Origin of the sequence: Robertmurraya dakarensis, from assembly GCF_900156875.1 — a bacterium.
Classification (GTDB): Bacteria; Bacillota; Bacilli; order Bacillales; family Cytobacillaceae; genus Robertmurraya; species Robertmurraya dakarensis.
Window position 1 is genome coordinate 206,791 of sequence record NZ_LT707409.1, and the last position, 13,864, is coordinate 220,654.

The 13,864-nt window shown below is 38.3% G+C and carries 15 protein-coding genes; 8 read left to right on the forward strand and 7 right to left on the reverse strand.

Annotated elements, in window-relative coordinates:
* Positions 1–192 precede the first annotated feature (192 nt).
* Entirely contained in the window at positions 193–1,551 is a 1,359-nt protein-coding gene (locus CZ487_RS10250; RefSeq protein WP_077212094.1) for a VWA domain-containing protein, read from the forward strand.
* A gap of 239 nt (positions 1,552–1,790) precedes the next feature.
* Here CZ487_RS10250 and CZ487_RS10255 read toward each other — a convergent pair whose 3' ends face one another.
* Entirely contained in the window at positions 1,791–2,084 is a 294-nt protein-coding gene (locus tag CZ487_RS10255; protein ID WP_337189736.1) for a transposase, read from the reverse strand.
* Between the two features lie 185 nt (positions 2,085–2,269).
* On the opposite strand from CZ487_RS10255, the gene CZ487_RS10260 reads away from it, so the two are divergent.
* The 6 genes from CZ487_RS10260 to CZ487_RS27125 all read left to right on the forward strand — a co-directional run bounded on the left by CZ487_RS10260 (position 2,270) and on the right by CZ487_RS27125 (position 6,471).
* On the forward strand, positions 2,270–3,532 hold the full coding sequence (locus tag CZ487_RS10260) for an MFS transporter (RefSeq protein WP_077212096.1): 1,263 nt from the start codon (positions 2,270–2,272) through the stop codon (positions 3,530–3,532).
* Between the two features lie 142 nt (positions 3,533–3,674).
* The gene (locus CZ487_RS10265; RefSeq protein WP_077212097.1) at positions 3,675–3,857 is read left to right on the forward strand and encodes a hypothetical protein; all 183 of its coding nucleotides are present in this window, start codon (positions 3,675–3,677) and stop codon (positions 3,855–3,857) included.
* Positions 3,858–4,001: 144 nt separating this feature from the next.
* Positions 4,002–4,370, forward strand: a complete 369-nt coding sequence (locus CZ487_RS10270) for a hypothetical protein (protein ID WP_077212098.1) — start codon at positions 4,002–4,004, stop codon at positions 4,368–4,370.
* 186 nt (positions 4,371–4,556) lie between these two features.
* Positions 4,557–4,949, forward strand: coding sequence for a sulfurtransferase-like selenium metabolism protein YedF (gene yedF, locus CZ487_RS10275; RefSeq protein ID WP_077212099.1), 393 nt, complete (start codon positions 4,557–4,559; stop codon positions 4,947–4,949).
* 46 nt (positions 4,950–4,995) lie between these two features.
* Positions 4,996–6,222, forward strand: a complete 1,227-nt coding sequence (gene yedE / locus CZ487_RS10280; protein ID WP_077212100.1) for a selenium metabolism membrane protein YedE/FdhT — start codon at positions 4,996–4,998, stop codon at positions 6,220–6,222.
* A 69-nt stretch (positions 6,223–6,291) separates the two neighbouring features.
* Complete coding sequence (locus CZ487_RS27125; protein ID WP_272914221.1) at positions 6,292–6,471, forward strand: sulfurtransferase TusA family protein; 180 nt, start codon at positions 6,292–6,294, stop codon at positions 6,469–6,471.
* A 493-nt stretch (positions 6,472–6,964) separates the two neighbouring features.
* Here CZ487_RS27125 and CZ487_RS10290 read toward each other — a convergent pair whose 3' ends face one another.
* The 3 genes from CZ487_RS10290 to CZ487_RS10305 form a co-directional block, all read right to left on the reverse strand.
* Entirely contained in the window at positions 6,965–7,699 is a 735-nt protein-coding gene (locus tag CZ487_RS10290) for an SDR family oxidoreductase (RefSeq protein ID WP_077212101.1), read from the reverse strand.
* Complete coding sequence (locus CZ487_RS10295; protein WP_077212102.1) at positions 7,700–8,023, reverse strand: EthD family reductase; 324 nt, start codon at positions 8,021–8,023, stop codon at positions 7,700–7,702.
* Between the two features lie 499 nt (positions 8,024–8,522).
* Positions 8,523–8,978 carry a nucleoside deaminase gene (locus tag CZ487_RS10305; protein WP_077212104.1) on the reverse strand — a complete coding sequence of 152 codons (456 nt, stop codon included), beginning with the start codon at positions 8,976–8,978 and terminating at the stop codon, positions 8,523–8,525.
* 265 nt (positions 8,979–9,243) lie between these two features.
* Between CZ487_RS10305 and CZ487_RS10310 the strand changes: the two genes are divergently transcribed.
* Positions 9,244–9,381, forward strand: coding sequence for an anti-repressor SinI family protein (locus CZ487_RS10310; protein WP_084783202.1), 138 nt, complete (start codon positions 9,244–9,246; stop codon positions 9,379–9,381).
* A gap of 131 nt (positions 9,382–9,512) precedes the next feature.
* Here CZ487_RS10310 and CZ487_RS10315 read toward each other — a convergent pair whose 3' ends face one another.
* The 3 genes from CZ487_RS10315 to CZ487_RS10325 all read right to left on the reverse strand — a co-directional run bounded on the left by CZ487_RS10315 (position 9,513) and on the right by CZ487_RS10325 (position 13,786).
* The gene (locus tag CZ487_RS10315) at positions 9,513–9,638 is read right to left on the reverse strand and encodes an anti-repressor SinI family protein (RefSeq protein ID WP_139339554.1); all 126 of its coding nucleotides are present in this window, start codon (positions 9,636–9,638) and stop codon (positions 9,513–9,515) included.
* A gap of 115 nt (positions 9,639–9,753) precedes the next feature.
* Positions 9,754–10,437 carry a response regulator transcription factor gene (locus CZ487_RS10320; RefSeq protein ID WP_077212105.1) on the reverse strand — a complete coding sequence of 228 codons (684 nt, stop codon included), beginning with the start codon at positions 10,435–10,437 and terminating at the stop codon, positions 9,754–9,756.
* Complete coding sequence (locus CZ487_RS10325) at positions 10,409–13,786, reverse strand: ATP-binding protein (protein ID WP_077212106.1); 3,378 nt, start codon at positions 13,784–13,786, stop codon at positions 10,409–10,411. The genes CZ487_RS10320 and CZ487_RS10325 overlap by 29 nt, the downstream gene beginning before the upstream one ends.
* Between the last annotated feature and the right edge of the window lie 78 nt (positions 13,787–13,864).

Genomic DNA, 13,864 nt, shown 5'->3' on the forward strand with positions numbered 1-13,864 from the left:
TTTTTATAAAGATGGGGATTTTTTTTGTATAAAGATAGAAGTGCAAATCGTTGTCTTTTGGGGCAATGCGGCATTACAAATTGAGTGATATATTGATCACTTAAATTAGTTATCTAGCTGTTTAGACCTATGAGCTTCGTATCTCAACGCTGGTATATATTGTCTGTTACACTTGTAGTTGAGGTGAAACTGATGCGAAGATTATTTCTTTTTGTTATCGTATGGGGATTATTTTTAGCAGGGTGCAGCGGGGAGGATCAACATATTTCAGGGGAACAGGAAGAACTTCCTGCAGATGAAAAGATCGAAGAAAAAGTGGAGGAAGTCCCAGAAGAAGTTCCACCGGCTGCGGTTGACAATGTCCATGAAATCGTGAAGGAGCAGGGAAAGTATGATGTCGATGAGGTTAATAAAAATGAAGAATTAAAAGCACAACTGATGGCAGAATTGAAGGATTTTCCTGATAATCTATCAGGTGAAGAAGCTTATAATCGTGTTATTCCATTAATTGCAGCGGACATTAAAAAAGAGGCGGAGTTATTTGAGGCCGTTGATCCTGTGATTAAGTTTGATTCTTCTTCGCCAGATAATGAGTTTGCCTTACCGGAGACGGAGACCGTAAACGTCGCTATTTTGCTCGATGCAAGCGGCAGTATGGCAGGCCAAGTGAGTGGTGGTCAGAAGATGAAGCTTGCAAAGGAAGCAATTAAGAACTATGCTTCTGATTTGCCTGAAGGGTCCAATGTCATGCTGAGGGTGTATGGGCATAAAGGGACCGGAAGTGATGCGGATAAAGAACTATCTTGCAGCAGCCATGAAGTAGTTTTTCCGCTTGGGGCATATGAAGAAGGGCAATTTGAATCTGCGTTGAATCAATTTGCACCTGCTGGCTGGACGCCGCTTGCCGGGGCTATCGAGGAAGCCAAAAAAGATCTGGAGTCTCAAAAGGGAGAAAACGTGCGGAATGTAATCTACATTGTAAGTGATGGTATTGAAACATGTGATGGTGATCCCGTTGCGGCTGCGAAGGCATTGTATTCTTCAGATATCCAGGCAGAGGTGAACATCATCGGTTTTGATGTAGACAATGAAGGGCAAGCTCAGCTAAAAGAAGTAGCCGAAGCAGGAGGCGGAGTCTACAAAACGGTTTATTCCGAGAGTGATTTGAATGATTACTTGAAGGAAGAATATAGCCGATTGTACTGGGAATGGCTGGCTTGGAGCAACGATCGTTATTTTGATGTATTAGGTCAAAGCAATGATATTTATTTTGATATGCTCGGCTATACGAATGATATTTACTTTAAATCTTTAGCGGAAAAAAATATGATGAGCACGATCCGATATGAATTAAAAGATCTCGGGAAGTTTAAAGATGGAGATGCAGCAGATGAATTCATGAAACTGGCCAGAATCCGTCATGAGACAGTCGATCAATATTTTGATCAAGAGGAAGACAGGAAGAATAAAATTCGAAAAGAATTAAAAGAAAAGTATCAAAAATTAATTAAAGAAAAGAAAGAAGAAAATCTTGAGAAGTACTCTTCTTAGAGTTTTGTGCGGGATGGGGATAAGGGAGTTGCAGCGGTATTCGGACTAGTCCTGCGTGAACTGGATTGGAACAGTCTGAATCCGTTTCCTATTCGGGCTAGACCTCCGAGGAACAGGCAGGAGTAGTCCGAATCTGATAGTTTTTCAGACTCAAAGCTTTAACCACCCCGAGGGTTAGTCTGAATCCCTTAGCTATTCAGACTGGATAATCAGAAAGCTGCATGCACTAGATCGGATACTTAGCTAACAGGATTCATGGCTCTTAAAATTAAGGAATAAAGCAGGTAAACTCCTAAATAGGCTCCTGTTAGTAAGAATAAGGGATTGAGGAATAAACCATGAATATTGGTCATAAATACTGTATCATCCTTGATTATGTTGTATAAGGCGATGGAAGCAATATTTCCGAAAAGAAGTGCTGACAGAATAGCGGCTATAGTAAACAAGATTTGAAACTTTGAGTCCTTTCTATGAAGTACCACCATTATGACAGGAATAACCACACTACCTGTTATGATAAGTATTTTCATCATGATCACCTCGACTTTCATTCTTCTCTAAAACGTTCCAAACTATGCTCGAGGCCTAAATTAAAGGAAAGAAACTATCTCACTTCAAAAAACCATAGCTTCGAATTGCAAACTAAATGTAAAAACTGGTTCCTTCTTACCTCTAAATCCATATATATAGAATAAAAGCCTAACAGGAGTAGTCAGCATTGGATAAACAAAATAGCGCATTTAGATGGATTGTGTTTGCTTCTGTCTTGTTTACTTATGTATTGATGTCGAGTCAGCGGACCGCACCAGGATTGATTACGGATCAGATAATGTTGGATTTTCAGGTTACAGCCACCACGATTGGGTTGATAACGAGCATTCAATTTTTTGTGTATACGGGATTGCAAATTCCGATGGGGATTCTGGCTGATCGGTTTGGACCGAATTTTTTCCTGCTAATGGGTGCCCTGCTTACAGGTGCAGGAACAATGATTTACAGCCTTGGTACGCATGAATATATTTTGTTTTTGGCCAGGATCATGATAGGAATTGGAGATTCGACCATTTGGGTCAATATGGTGCTGATTTTAAGCCAATGGTTTAGTGCAAAGGAATTTACAAAATTGATTGGTATAACTGCTATGACAGGAAGCCTTGGTTTTCTTATAGCGACAGTACCGTTTTCCTTATTAATCGAATTCCTTGGCTGGAGGGCATCATTTTTCTCAGCTGGACTGCTGCTATGTTTATGCAGCGTTCTCCTTTACTTTGTTCTTTTAAAGAAACCGAAACAATCACTATTTATAAAAAGTGAAACAAAACGAGAAAAGACAATGGTGATCCTGCGGAGAGTTTTTTCCAGCCGGCAAGCTTGGGCTTTATTTTGTTGTCACTTCGGGATTGTCGGAACGTATGTTGGATTTATCAGTTCGTGGGGAGTGCCCTATGGCATGGATATGTACGGAATGACACGGACAGATGCGAGTCAGCTCATGATGCTGGGACTAATCGGGGCACTCATTGGAGCTCCTTTAGCTGGATGGATTTCAAGTGTGCTAGAAGCCATTAAACGTCCTTATGTTGTTGTCCACACCATTCTGGTATTAGCATGGTCCGTCTTTCTTTTATTTAGCGGGAATCCACCTATTTCCTTATTGTATATGCTTTTCTTCATTATTGGCCTTGCCTACGGGGCAAATGCCTTAACTTTTGCTGCTGTCAGGCAATCTTTTTCTATTAAAGAAGCCGGACTTGTCTCTGGTTTTGCCAACACGGGTGGTTTTTTAAGTGCCGTCTTGCTGCCGAGTATTTTTGGAAAAATATTGGACTATTTTCAAGTTTCTGGGGATATCAGTTCTGGGTATTATTATGGTTTCATTACACCTGTTATTTTCGCTATGGTTGGTTTACTGGGAGTTTTGATTTTAAAAGAAAAGCGTCAGTTGCAGGAGGTAAAAACGATATCTACTTACCATAAATAAACGGCCATGCTTCAAGTGAAGTGTGGCTATTCTTATGAGGGAAGGGTTAGTATTCCTTTTCACAGATGGGAACAGTATTTTATGATACAATGATAGGGAAAATGAGTGTTAAATCGAATATTTATGATGGGGCTAGATAGATATGAAGCGATATAAGCTAAAGAATAATTTTAAAGGTTTAAAAAAGGGAACACAATTCTATTTAATTGCAGAGTCTGAGTTTATTGGCGTGAAGGAATTTGTGTTACGAACTAGCGACCTATCGATTAGAATATCTATTAACGAAAAAGAACTGCAGAAGTATTTTACCATAATGTATTATTAACATTGCCGCTGTGCTTATATAGGATGAATCTGGGAAAGCCTTTGGCTGTATTCTATTGGATGTTTTCGTAATTTTTCGATAATGATCTATATGACCAGAAAGATTCATTATAGTGATTATGAAGAAAGGCGAGGGGATCAGTAAATGCAAACTGTTATTACATACGTAATAACCTTGGTTGTGATTGTGATTTCAGTCTTTATTACACTACTATTCAAGGTTGAATTAGAAAAGATGTTTCGTGAAAAAAAAGAGGTTACTGCCTTCCATATTTGTAATGTCGTCATTGTTTTAATGGTTGCGTTTATGACAAATGCTGTATTTACTATTTACATCATGGAAAATGAATTTAATATGCTATTACAATTAGTCATTCTTTTCTTCATTATTTTACCAATATATCTCATTGGGTACTTAGCTTTTGAAAAATATAAAATCACCAATCGTAAATATGTAAAAGCTGAGAACGGGAAGGTTCTTATTATCAATGAAAGGTTTTTGAATAGGAAGTAAAATTTCGATGATATCGAAACTGATTTTAAATGAATACGAATGAAGCGTTTAATCTAAGATGGATGGACGCTTTTTTTTATTGGTGTATTGTATATTGATAAAGTAGATAGAAAATAATCGATTGAATCTATATTACGAATGAAAGAAAAAATAGATTGATGATAAAATTCAATATATGTGTGTCTCATGCACCTGCAAAAAGAGATACATATACCAAAGAATAATATTGAGGTGGAGAACGTGAAGAATAAAGTTATTTTGCTAGCATCAGATCAGCTTGGAAAAGGGGAAAAGGAATTAGGAGAAGGAATTTTAGAAACCTTTTTTACGATTCTTAAGCAAAAGGAAGAATTGCCTGCTGCTGTTTTTTGCATGAACAGAGGGGTGTTTGCTTTGACAGAATATTCGCTTGTTTCTCTTCAATTAAAGGAATTGGAAGAAAAAGGTGTTGATATTCTAGCTTGTAAAACATGTGTAGACTATTATGAGCTGGAGGATAAGCTTGCAGTTGGAGAAATCAGCGGGATGGCACAATTTATTGAGCTGGCTTCTAAATATGAGGTTATGACACTCTCATAAGTTAGGTGTCTGACATCCATTTACATAAAGGAGATGCAGAACATTTATGAAAGTATACAATAAAATCTTTAAGGAGTATTGGAACCCCTATGTGGCGATTAGTATTGCCGGGCTGCTGAGTGCTTTGTATTTTGGCATAACTGGGACCGTTTGGGCCGTAACCGGAGAGTTTACTAGATTAGGGGGCCATATCTTGCAGTGGTTTGGCGTAGATGTGTCAGGCTGGGATTATTTCGAACTCATCGGTATCCAGGGATCGCCTATTAGTCGAACAGATGGTTGGATTGTCATTGGGATGCTAGTTGGGGCATTAATGATGATCCTACTCAGCGGCAGTTTTAAAATTCGGATGCCAAAACAAAAGCGGCGCATTGTGCAAGGTTTTATCGGGGGAATTATCGCTGGCTTTGGTGCGCGGCTCGCAATGGGCTGTAACTTAGCTGCCTTTTTTACTGGTGTTCCGCAATTTTCATTTCATGCATGGATTTTTATGTTGACGACTGCAATTGGTACATATTTCGGAGTAAAGGTAGTCAATACAAAATGGTGGCTTGGGAAACCGAACCTGCAAAGAAGTAAGGGGAAAAGAGTGGCAGTAAAGAAGAATGCTAACAAAACCAATATACAGCCGATTTTAGGTTTGATAGTAGCATGCGTTTATTTAGGAATTATTGTGTACTTTTTCGCAGCAGGCAAGACTCTTTTAGCAGTTGGAGCAATTGCGGGAGCTGCATTTGGTATTTTAATTGAACGCGGACAAATCTGCTTTACATCTGCTTTCCGTGATATGTGGATCAGCGGCCGTGCAGTCATGTCAAAAGCAATCGCTGTTGGGATGATGGTCAGTGTCGTCGTTACTTTTATTCATATTCAGACCGGTACAATGCAGATTATTAAAATGGCGGCTCCAAGTACAGTAATTGGCGGCCTGTTATTCGGATTCGGAATCGTTCTTGCGGGAGGCTGTGAAACAGGAATGATGTATCGTGCAATGGAAGGACAAGTGCTGTTCTGGATTGTCGGGGCAGGGAATATTGTCGGAGCAACCTTGCTGTCCTACGGATGGGACCACCTAGGAATCTTTAATGCGCTTGCAGAAGGCTGGCCGGCCGTTAATTTAGTAGTAGAGTGGGGACCGGCTGGAGCGTTAGTGGGAACATTGGCGATGTTAGTTCTCTGGTTCTTATTCTCGAACTGGTGGGAAAAACGATTCCGTTATGGTACTGGGATCAAGCAGGCAGAAAGACAACATTTCGCACCAAAGGAGGTATAAGTTTTGTCACAAGAATTTGAAATTGATTACACGTTAGATATTCGCGGCGAGCCTTGACCATACCCAGTCATTTATGCGCTGGATGCGCTAAAAACGATGAAAATCGGGGAAGTATTAGAGGTCATTGCAGACTGTCCGCAATCCTTCCGCAGTGTGCCGGAAGAAGCAGTCAAACATGGTTATGAGCTGGTCACCGATCCGGAAAAGGACGGGCAGGATATCTATTTTTATATTAAAGTAATAAAGTAAAAGATAAGGGGAGTTTCCTTAACGGGGGTTCTCTTTAGAGGTAAAAATAAGGTGAGAAATCGTAGTGATTTTCTCACCTTATTTTTTTGGCAAACGCACGGTCAGTCATATAGTAAATAATAACCCGCGAATAGACTGTGTTAAAAAATAAAGGGAAAAATTCCGTTTAAATTGGGAGATATCTATATTTCCTAAAAATTAAGGGGAGTTTTTCCCTTTATATGATTGGAACCTTTTGGTTTTTCCTTAATTTAGAGAGGATAGCGGGAATTTCTCCTCTTATTTCTGCCTCATAAGCTCACTTTTATACAATAGCGGGAAATTCTACCCCTAAAAAGCATGGCAAATTTTATATACAAATTACCATGCTTTTTCGTAAGTTATTTAATCTGTTTTTCACTTATTGCACTTGAAAAGAGTTTCCTTCCTTGCCTTTTTTCGAAAAATTGTCCTAACCATATTGCTTTCAGTCGCTGGCCAATTCTGAAGATGATTATAAATATAAACCGCCATCGACAAAAACAACCTGCCCTTGAATCATTTGCAGTTCTGGTTTCGTAATACCATAGATGGTTTCGGTTATATCATCGAATGTAATATTTCTGCCGCTTGGATTGGCTTTTGCCGCTGCTTCTAGTCTAGCTTTTGCAGAATCACCAAACATTGTTCTAAAGGCTTCTGTGTCAATTGGGCCTGCAGCAACGATGTTAGCTCGGATGCCGTGTGGTGCTAATTCTTTTGCCATATATTGAATGATGGAATGGGTAAAGGCTTTTGTTGTGCCAAGTGCCGCATAATGAGGAATCGCACTTGTTGCACCTTTGCTTGACAATGCAATAATATTGGAACCTCTTTTCAGGAGAGGGCGAACTTCCCGAACGATATCGATCAAGGAGAGGCTGCTAATTTCAACTGCTTTTCGCCACTCTTCAGGTGGAATTTCCAGTGAATTACCTCGCACAATCCCTGTTGCGCAATGAACAATTAAATCAATGGAATCAACTTCACTTTTTATGACAGTGCTCATTTCTCTAACTTGGTGGAAATCACCAACATTATATTTTAATAGTATAGGTGTGGCGCCTATTGCAGCCACCTCAGCTTTGGCCGCATTTGCTGCATGATCGTCATGGAAATAATTAAGGAGCACCTTATTTCCAGGGGCAGAGAACCGCAACGCGACGGCTTTTCCAATGCCTTTTGTGCCGCCAGTAACTAAAATATTCATCTATTTATCCTCTAATAATGTATTGACCTCGAAACCTACCATCGTGACTTTCCCTTTAGCGAAGCTTTCGAAATCATCATGTGATCTTTTTCCATCTGGAGTTTGCAAGGCCTCCTGCATTGCTTCCTTACTGTCCCATTCCATTGTGGCAATGAGGTGGTATGGATTTATACCTTCCATTTGGTCAACGGCTTTACTTACAGAAAGGATTTTCGCATTCGGAATTTTTTTAGCGAGGGGAATATGAACATTAAAGTAATGCTCCTCCCAACTTTTAATCTCTTCTGGTTTTGGTTTGTGATACATAATTAATAGTCTATACATTTTGTATTCTCCCTTCATAATTAAATTACTCGTCCTTTTTATTTATATTGTTGTTTTTTGAAAATTATTTAAATTTAGATAAATAATATGAAAGCTAATCTATAAAGGGAAATCTATTATTCCATTGACAGCCGGAACAATTTGCATAAATTGATGTCATGGTTGCGCATAGCATGGGATATGATTACACTTTTCTTGGAATTATACATATATTGGTAAGTACTGGGGGAAATAAAGCGATGAATGGGGGAGTAATATGATAACCTTTTTAACCTCGATCATCCCATTGTTATATTCTGTCCTTTTTATTTTTTTGGTGTCCTGGTGTTTTTTTGTTTCTAAAAAACTAGTACAACAAAACAATGAAATCATTGAACTACTTAAGGAGTTAAATCGTAAAAATCACGATCATCGATCAAGGTATAGGGATGATGAGTAGTTCTATATTTACAAAGAAATGAAAGGGGACAATAGTCAAAATTCCCCTTTCATTAATGAATTAAAGCTGCTTGCTTTTCCATGCCTTCATTGGATTATCTAGCTCACCTGTCAGGCTCATTTGGATTATTTGAAGACTGCGTTCTTCCCTGGATTTCTTTAATTCGTGATAAATAAACTGCGATTTATCTAAACCTGCTTCAACAGCGTCTTCGACAGACTGGCAATAAATGACCTTCTCCATGCCAGCAAAATACATGGCTGTTAAGCACATGGGGCAGGGCTCACCACTAGCATACATCGTATACCCGGATAAATCATTTGTCTGCAGCTGTTCCTGTGCTCTCCTAATTGCAAGAAGTTCAGCATGTCCGCTAACATCATACGTTTTGTGAAGTTCGTTTACCCCTTCACTTACCACCTTGTTATCTTTGATGAGAACCGCTCCGAAAGGCTGGCCGCCTTCTTTTACATTATTAAGTGCAAGCTCTACTGCTCTTTTCATGAATTGATCCATATTACAAAAAACCTCCCTAAATAGATATTCTTAATTGGTAGTATAACTAATTTTGGGAGATAACACATTAGCAGTGGATTTTTCGGACAAGAGTCGTTGATTTGAGAGGACAGTGTGTTCGATTCCGTTTTTCATTGCAAAAGGAAGTTTGTTTTCATGAAAATGGGGTATTTATATAAAAATCACTATTCGAGAGGTTTTTTAAAGAAACCAAAACGAAAGTGTAATAGTCATAAACAGATATAGTAGCAAGGAGGATTTTATCATGCCCAAGAACAGTAATGAATTAGATATGGAGTGGATGAAGCTCGTCCAAGAATTTATGGATTCGGATGTAACGAAGGATGAATTTAGACAGTTTTTGGAATTAAAGAAGGCAGAAAAATTAAAAAGGAAAGATTAGTTGGAGCAGCATAAAGAGGACTGTGTTTAGTTCAGAATACATAATTAAATATCCTTTACAATGGGATACGCAGGAAGACCTATAGCATCCGATCGTAAAGGATATTTTTGTTGTTTTATAGAATCGGGAATTTAAACAACTTTATCTTTCTTTTTATCTATAAAAATCGCACGTACTTCCTCTTTTGTTAACCCTAGATTCCGAGCTTCCATAATTAAGCTAATCCATTCCTCATCCAATTTGTCATTCTTTCCCATAGGCATTCCTCCCTATTTAATCTCCATTAATCTCTCTATTACGTTAATCATAAATGGCTAAGGTTAAAATTAGGTAAAGAGATAGAAAATTCAGTGATTTTTTCGTGCCGCTTATCTATGTCAGGAATTTATATCCGAATCCTCTTACTGTAATAATATAATCTGGTTTAGAAGGGTTTCTTTCAATTTTCTTTCTTAATTTGCTGATATGAACAGACACCGTTTTTAAATCACCAACATCATATTCTCCCCAAATTAAATCATATAATTGTTCCGTACTGTATACTCTCCGTGGATTTGTCGCCAATAGAATTAAAAGCTGCATTTCCTTTGTTGATAAATGGACAGGATTTCCGCTGAGGGTAACCGTATATCGATCTAAATCAATGCGTAAATCCTTCCATTCAATGATGTGGCTATTTTTTTCACTAGAGGCTGAATGATTGCGGCGTAAGTTGGCTTTTACTCTTGCCATGAGCTCTCCCGGATCAAAGGGTTTTGTAATATAGTCGTCAGCACCCATTTCTAGGCCGCGTATTTTGTCACTTTGCTCTCTTTTTGCACTGATAAAGATCACGGGGATATGTATATTAGCAGATCTTAATTCTTCACAAATCCTAAATCCATTCATGCCAGGAAGGAGGACATCAAGAAGTATAATGTCCGGCATTAATTCCATGATTCCTGACAGAGCTTCTTCACCATCTGAAAAAGAAATGACCTTATATTCTCGTTCTAGATAAAGTGTTAATAGATTCCTTATATCCACTTCATCTTCGGCAATTAACACGGTTTGCATGTACTTCACATCCTTCATAATCACTTTCAGTATAAATAGGCAATGTAAAATAAAAAGAGCTGCCTTTTGTTTTTATGCTATTTGCCCATATAATTCCTTTATGATAGGTTATGATTTCTTTTGCAATGGCTAGTCCTAATCCAGCATTCCTGAAAGAGTCATATTTTTCTTTATCACCACGATAGAAACGGTCAAAAATATAGGGCAGATCTTCAGAATGAATTCCCTCGCCGTTATCGTGAACAGCAATAACAAGGTTGTATTGATGACTGCTTTTTTCTTTACCTTCTAATGCAGCGGCAATCTCTTTAATATAATTCCGCTTTTCTTTATTCATTGAGAAAAATTCATCACATATCACAGTTTCAATTGTAATGCTGCCATTCTTTTTTGAATATTTTATGGCATTTGAAATAAGATTTCCTAAAACCTGCCGAATCCGATCAAGGTCGATATGAAGGAACATCTGTTTATGTTCAGGTGAAATATAGGAATCAAGAATAAATGCAATGTTATAAGGTGTAATATCGGCTTCAAATTCTCGTAAGAAATGATCTACAAAGTCCTTAATCGTAACTTGTTCCAAATAAAAACTCGCCTGACCCGTCTCTAATTGAGAAAGATCATGCAGGTCCTGGATCAGACGGTCGATATACAAAGTCTTCTCATAAATGATGCCTAAATAATGGAGATTATTAGAATCAATGACACCGTCCAACATTGCTTTCACATATCCTTGAATCGATGTCATAGGTGTGGCCAAATCATGGGAAATATTTGATAATAAATGACGGCGGGACAACTCCATTTCTAATAGTTTTTCTGTTTTAATTTCAATTTCGCGCGTTCTGTCCATCACCCGTTGTTCAAGCTCCTCATTTAAAGATGAGAGTTCCTTATTTAGCTTGTTTAACGTATGGCTCTTTTCAATTACTTCTGCTATCACTTTCTTTAAGGTAATTAATGTTTCTACGCGGGCTAATAGTTCTTCTTTAAAATACGGTTTAATCAAGTAATCATTGGCGCCTGATTGGAAGGCTGTCACAACGTCTTTTACTTGGCTTCGGGCTGTTAAAATCAGTACCGGCAGTTCAGTTAATGAGTAGTCCTTTCTTAGTTCTTTGCAGACATCATATCCTGATAATTTCGGCATCATGAGATCTAGAATCACAAGGTCGAAAGTTTTATCATGACGAATAAGAGTAAGGGCCTCTTCTCCGTCTTTGGCAGCAACCAATTGATAACCATTTAAGTTCAAATGATTGGAGAGAATCTGAATATTGACAGGATCGTCATCAGCGATTAAAACTTTCCCTTTTAAGGTACCTGGAATGGTTTTATAGGTACTCATTTCATCCAATTGTGCAGATTTCTTTTTAACTAGATAACGTGAACTAGAAGGGGAGTCTTTTACGATCCCTTTAAAAATAGGCAAAGTGAACTCAACCGCAGTTCCTTTATCTTGAACCGATGTTAAGGAAACCTTTCCACCGTGCAGGGTTACTAGATTCTTAGTGATGCTAAGCCCAAGTCCAGTGCCGCCAAGCGATCTGTCTTTTGAATGCGCACCTTGTTCAAATTCATTAAAAGCGTTTTGGATATCCTCGGGGCTCATTCCGAGCCCTGTATCTGTTATCTTAATAACTACATTGTCTTTATTTATTTCACCTGACACTGTTACTGACCCAGCATCCGTAAATTTAACTGCGTTGCCGATGAGATTATAGAAGATTTGCTGTACCCGATTTTCATCAGCATATGCATATGGGAAGTCGGCCGGGAGCATATTGACAAGTTCTACGTCTTTCTTCTGAGTTAACGGTTCGATTAAAGTCATGACAACGTTGGCAGCATCTTGAAGTCGAACAGGACCAAGGTCTAGCTTTATTTCATGTGATTTAAGTTTCGAGTAATCTAGTAAATCATTTAATAGATTGGCCAAGCGCTGCCCGCTATTGATCATCAAGGATAGGTTGTATTTTAGAATGGGGTTTGGTTCTCCTGCCACTCCATCGCGCAAGGATTCGGCAATGCCAATCATCCCATAAAGCGGTGTTCTTAATTCATGCGTGGTATTTGCCAAAAATTCATCTTTTAGGCGATCTACTCGCTTTAAGTGCTCCAGCGCCATTTCTTTGTTGACAAGTGAAATTTTCTCGAATTTTTCTTTTTCCTTTTGAATCATTGAAAATCGATCAGCTAGCGCAATGGAAAAGAGAAGCATTTCAATGACTGAACCGAACAATGAGCCATATCTAGTAAAAGTATTTACCGGTACAACTCCAGCATCAGCTAATGAAGTAAGCAGTCCGCTAAACAAGAAAAAGAACCATCCGAAAAACAAGAATCGTGCGGATTTATTTCCTCTTTTCCAGCATAAAATGGTAGTAATAAAAATAGCCACGATAAGAAAAGTGGTGGAAATCATGACAAGGTTTAGAGCTAAGGAATAGCTTATCATCAATATACCGATGAACCCTATATTTAAGACGGCAAGCAGGTTCAAGAACTGGCTCCAACCCTTAATAAATTGACGAACATCAAGAAACCTATTGACAAAGAGGGCGCCAGCAGCGTTTGTTAAAGCAAGTGTAAAGACAATGGATCGGTTATTCCACCATGGATTTTCCGGCCATAGAAACTGATAAGCAAAACCATGAAAGGTAAGTTGATTCATGCTAATCGCAATAATAAAAAGGGCATACCACAAATAACTTTGCAGCCTTAACGAGAAAAATAAAAATAAATTATAAATAATCATGACAAGAGTAGCACCGAAATATAGACCTAGTACCGCATACTCTTTTAAACTTTTGACTTCAAAAGCTTCTCCTTTCCAAAGAACGACGGGAAGCTGCAGAGAGCCTTCGCTTTCTAATCGGACAAAATAAGTACGAGTTTCTTTCATTGGAATCGTAATATTAAACGTGATGTAACGATGAGTTCGCTGCCGTTCATTGAATGGCAGTAAATCGCCGCCCGTTGAAACATCGTAACCATTCCCATTTAGTTCATATAAAGAAATGGAATCATGTGGGGCATAGGGGAATTCCAAAGTAAATTCTTCATCGTTAGAGGAATTGTCTATTTCAAACATCATCCAGTAGACAGAATTAGAGTAGCCATAACTCGGAATACCATGATTATTACTTTTGAAATCTTCTGAAATATCAATGTCTAATATATCTTCAAAACTTAGATGACCTTCTTTATCCTCCAATACATGCATATTAAGATGAATGTCATATTTTTCTTTACGATCATCTATTAATACGGCAGCGCCAACTTCACCTGTGTCATAGTGGATGAAAAAGAGAAACATCAAAATCCATAGAATTTTACTTGTCATCACGAAACACCCGTCTTTCTGCCCGTTAAATAAGCTCTATGTATAAGTTCGATTAAAGAACAAATTTTCCTTTTTTTA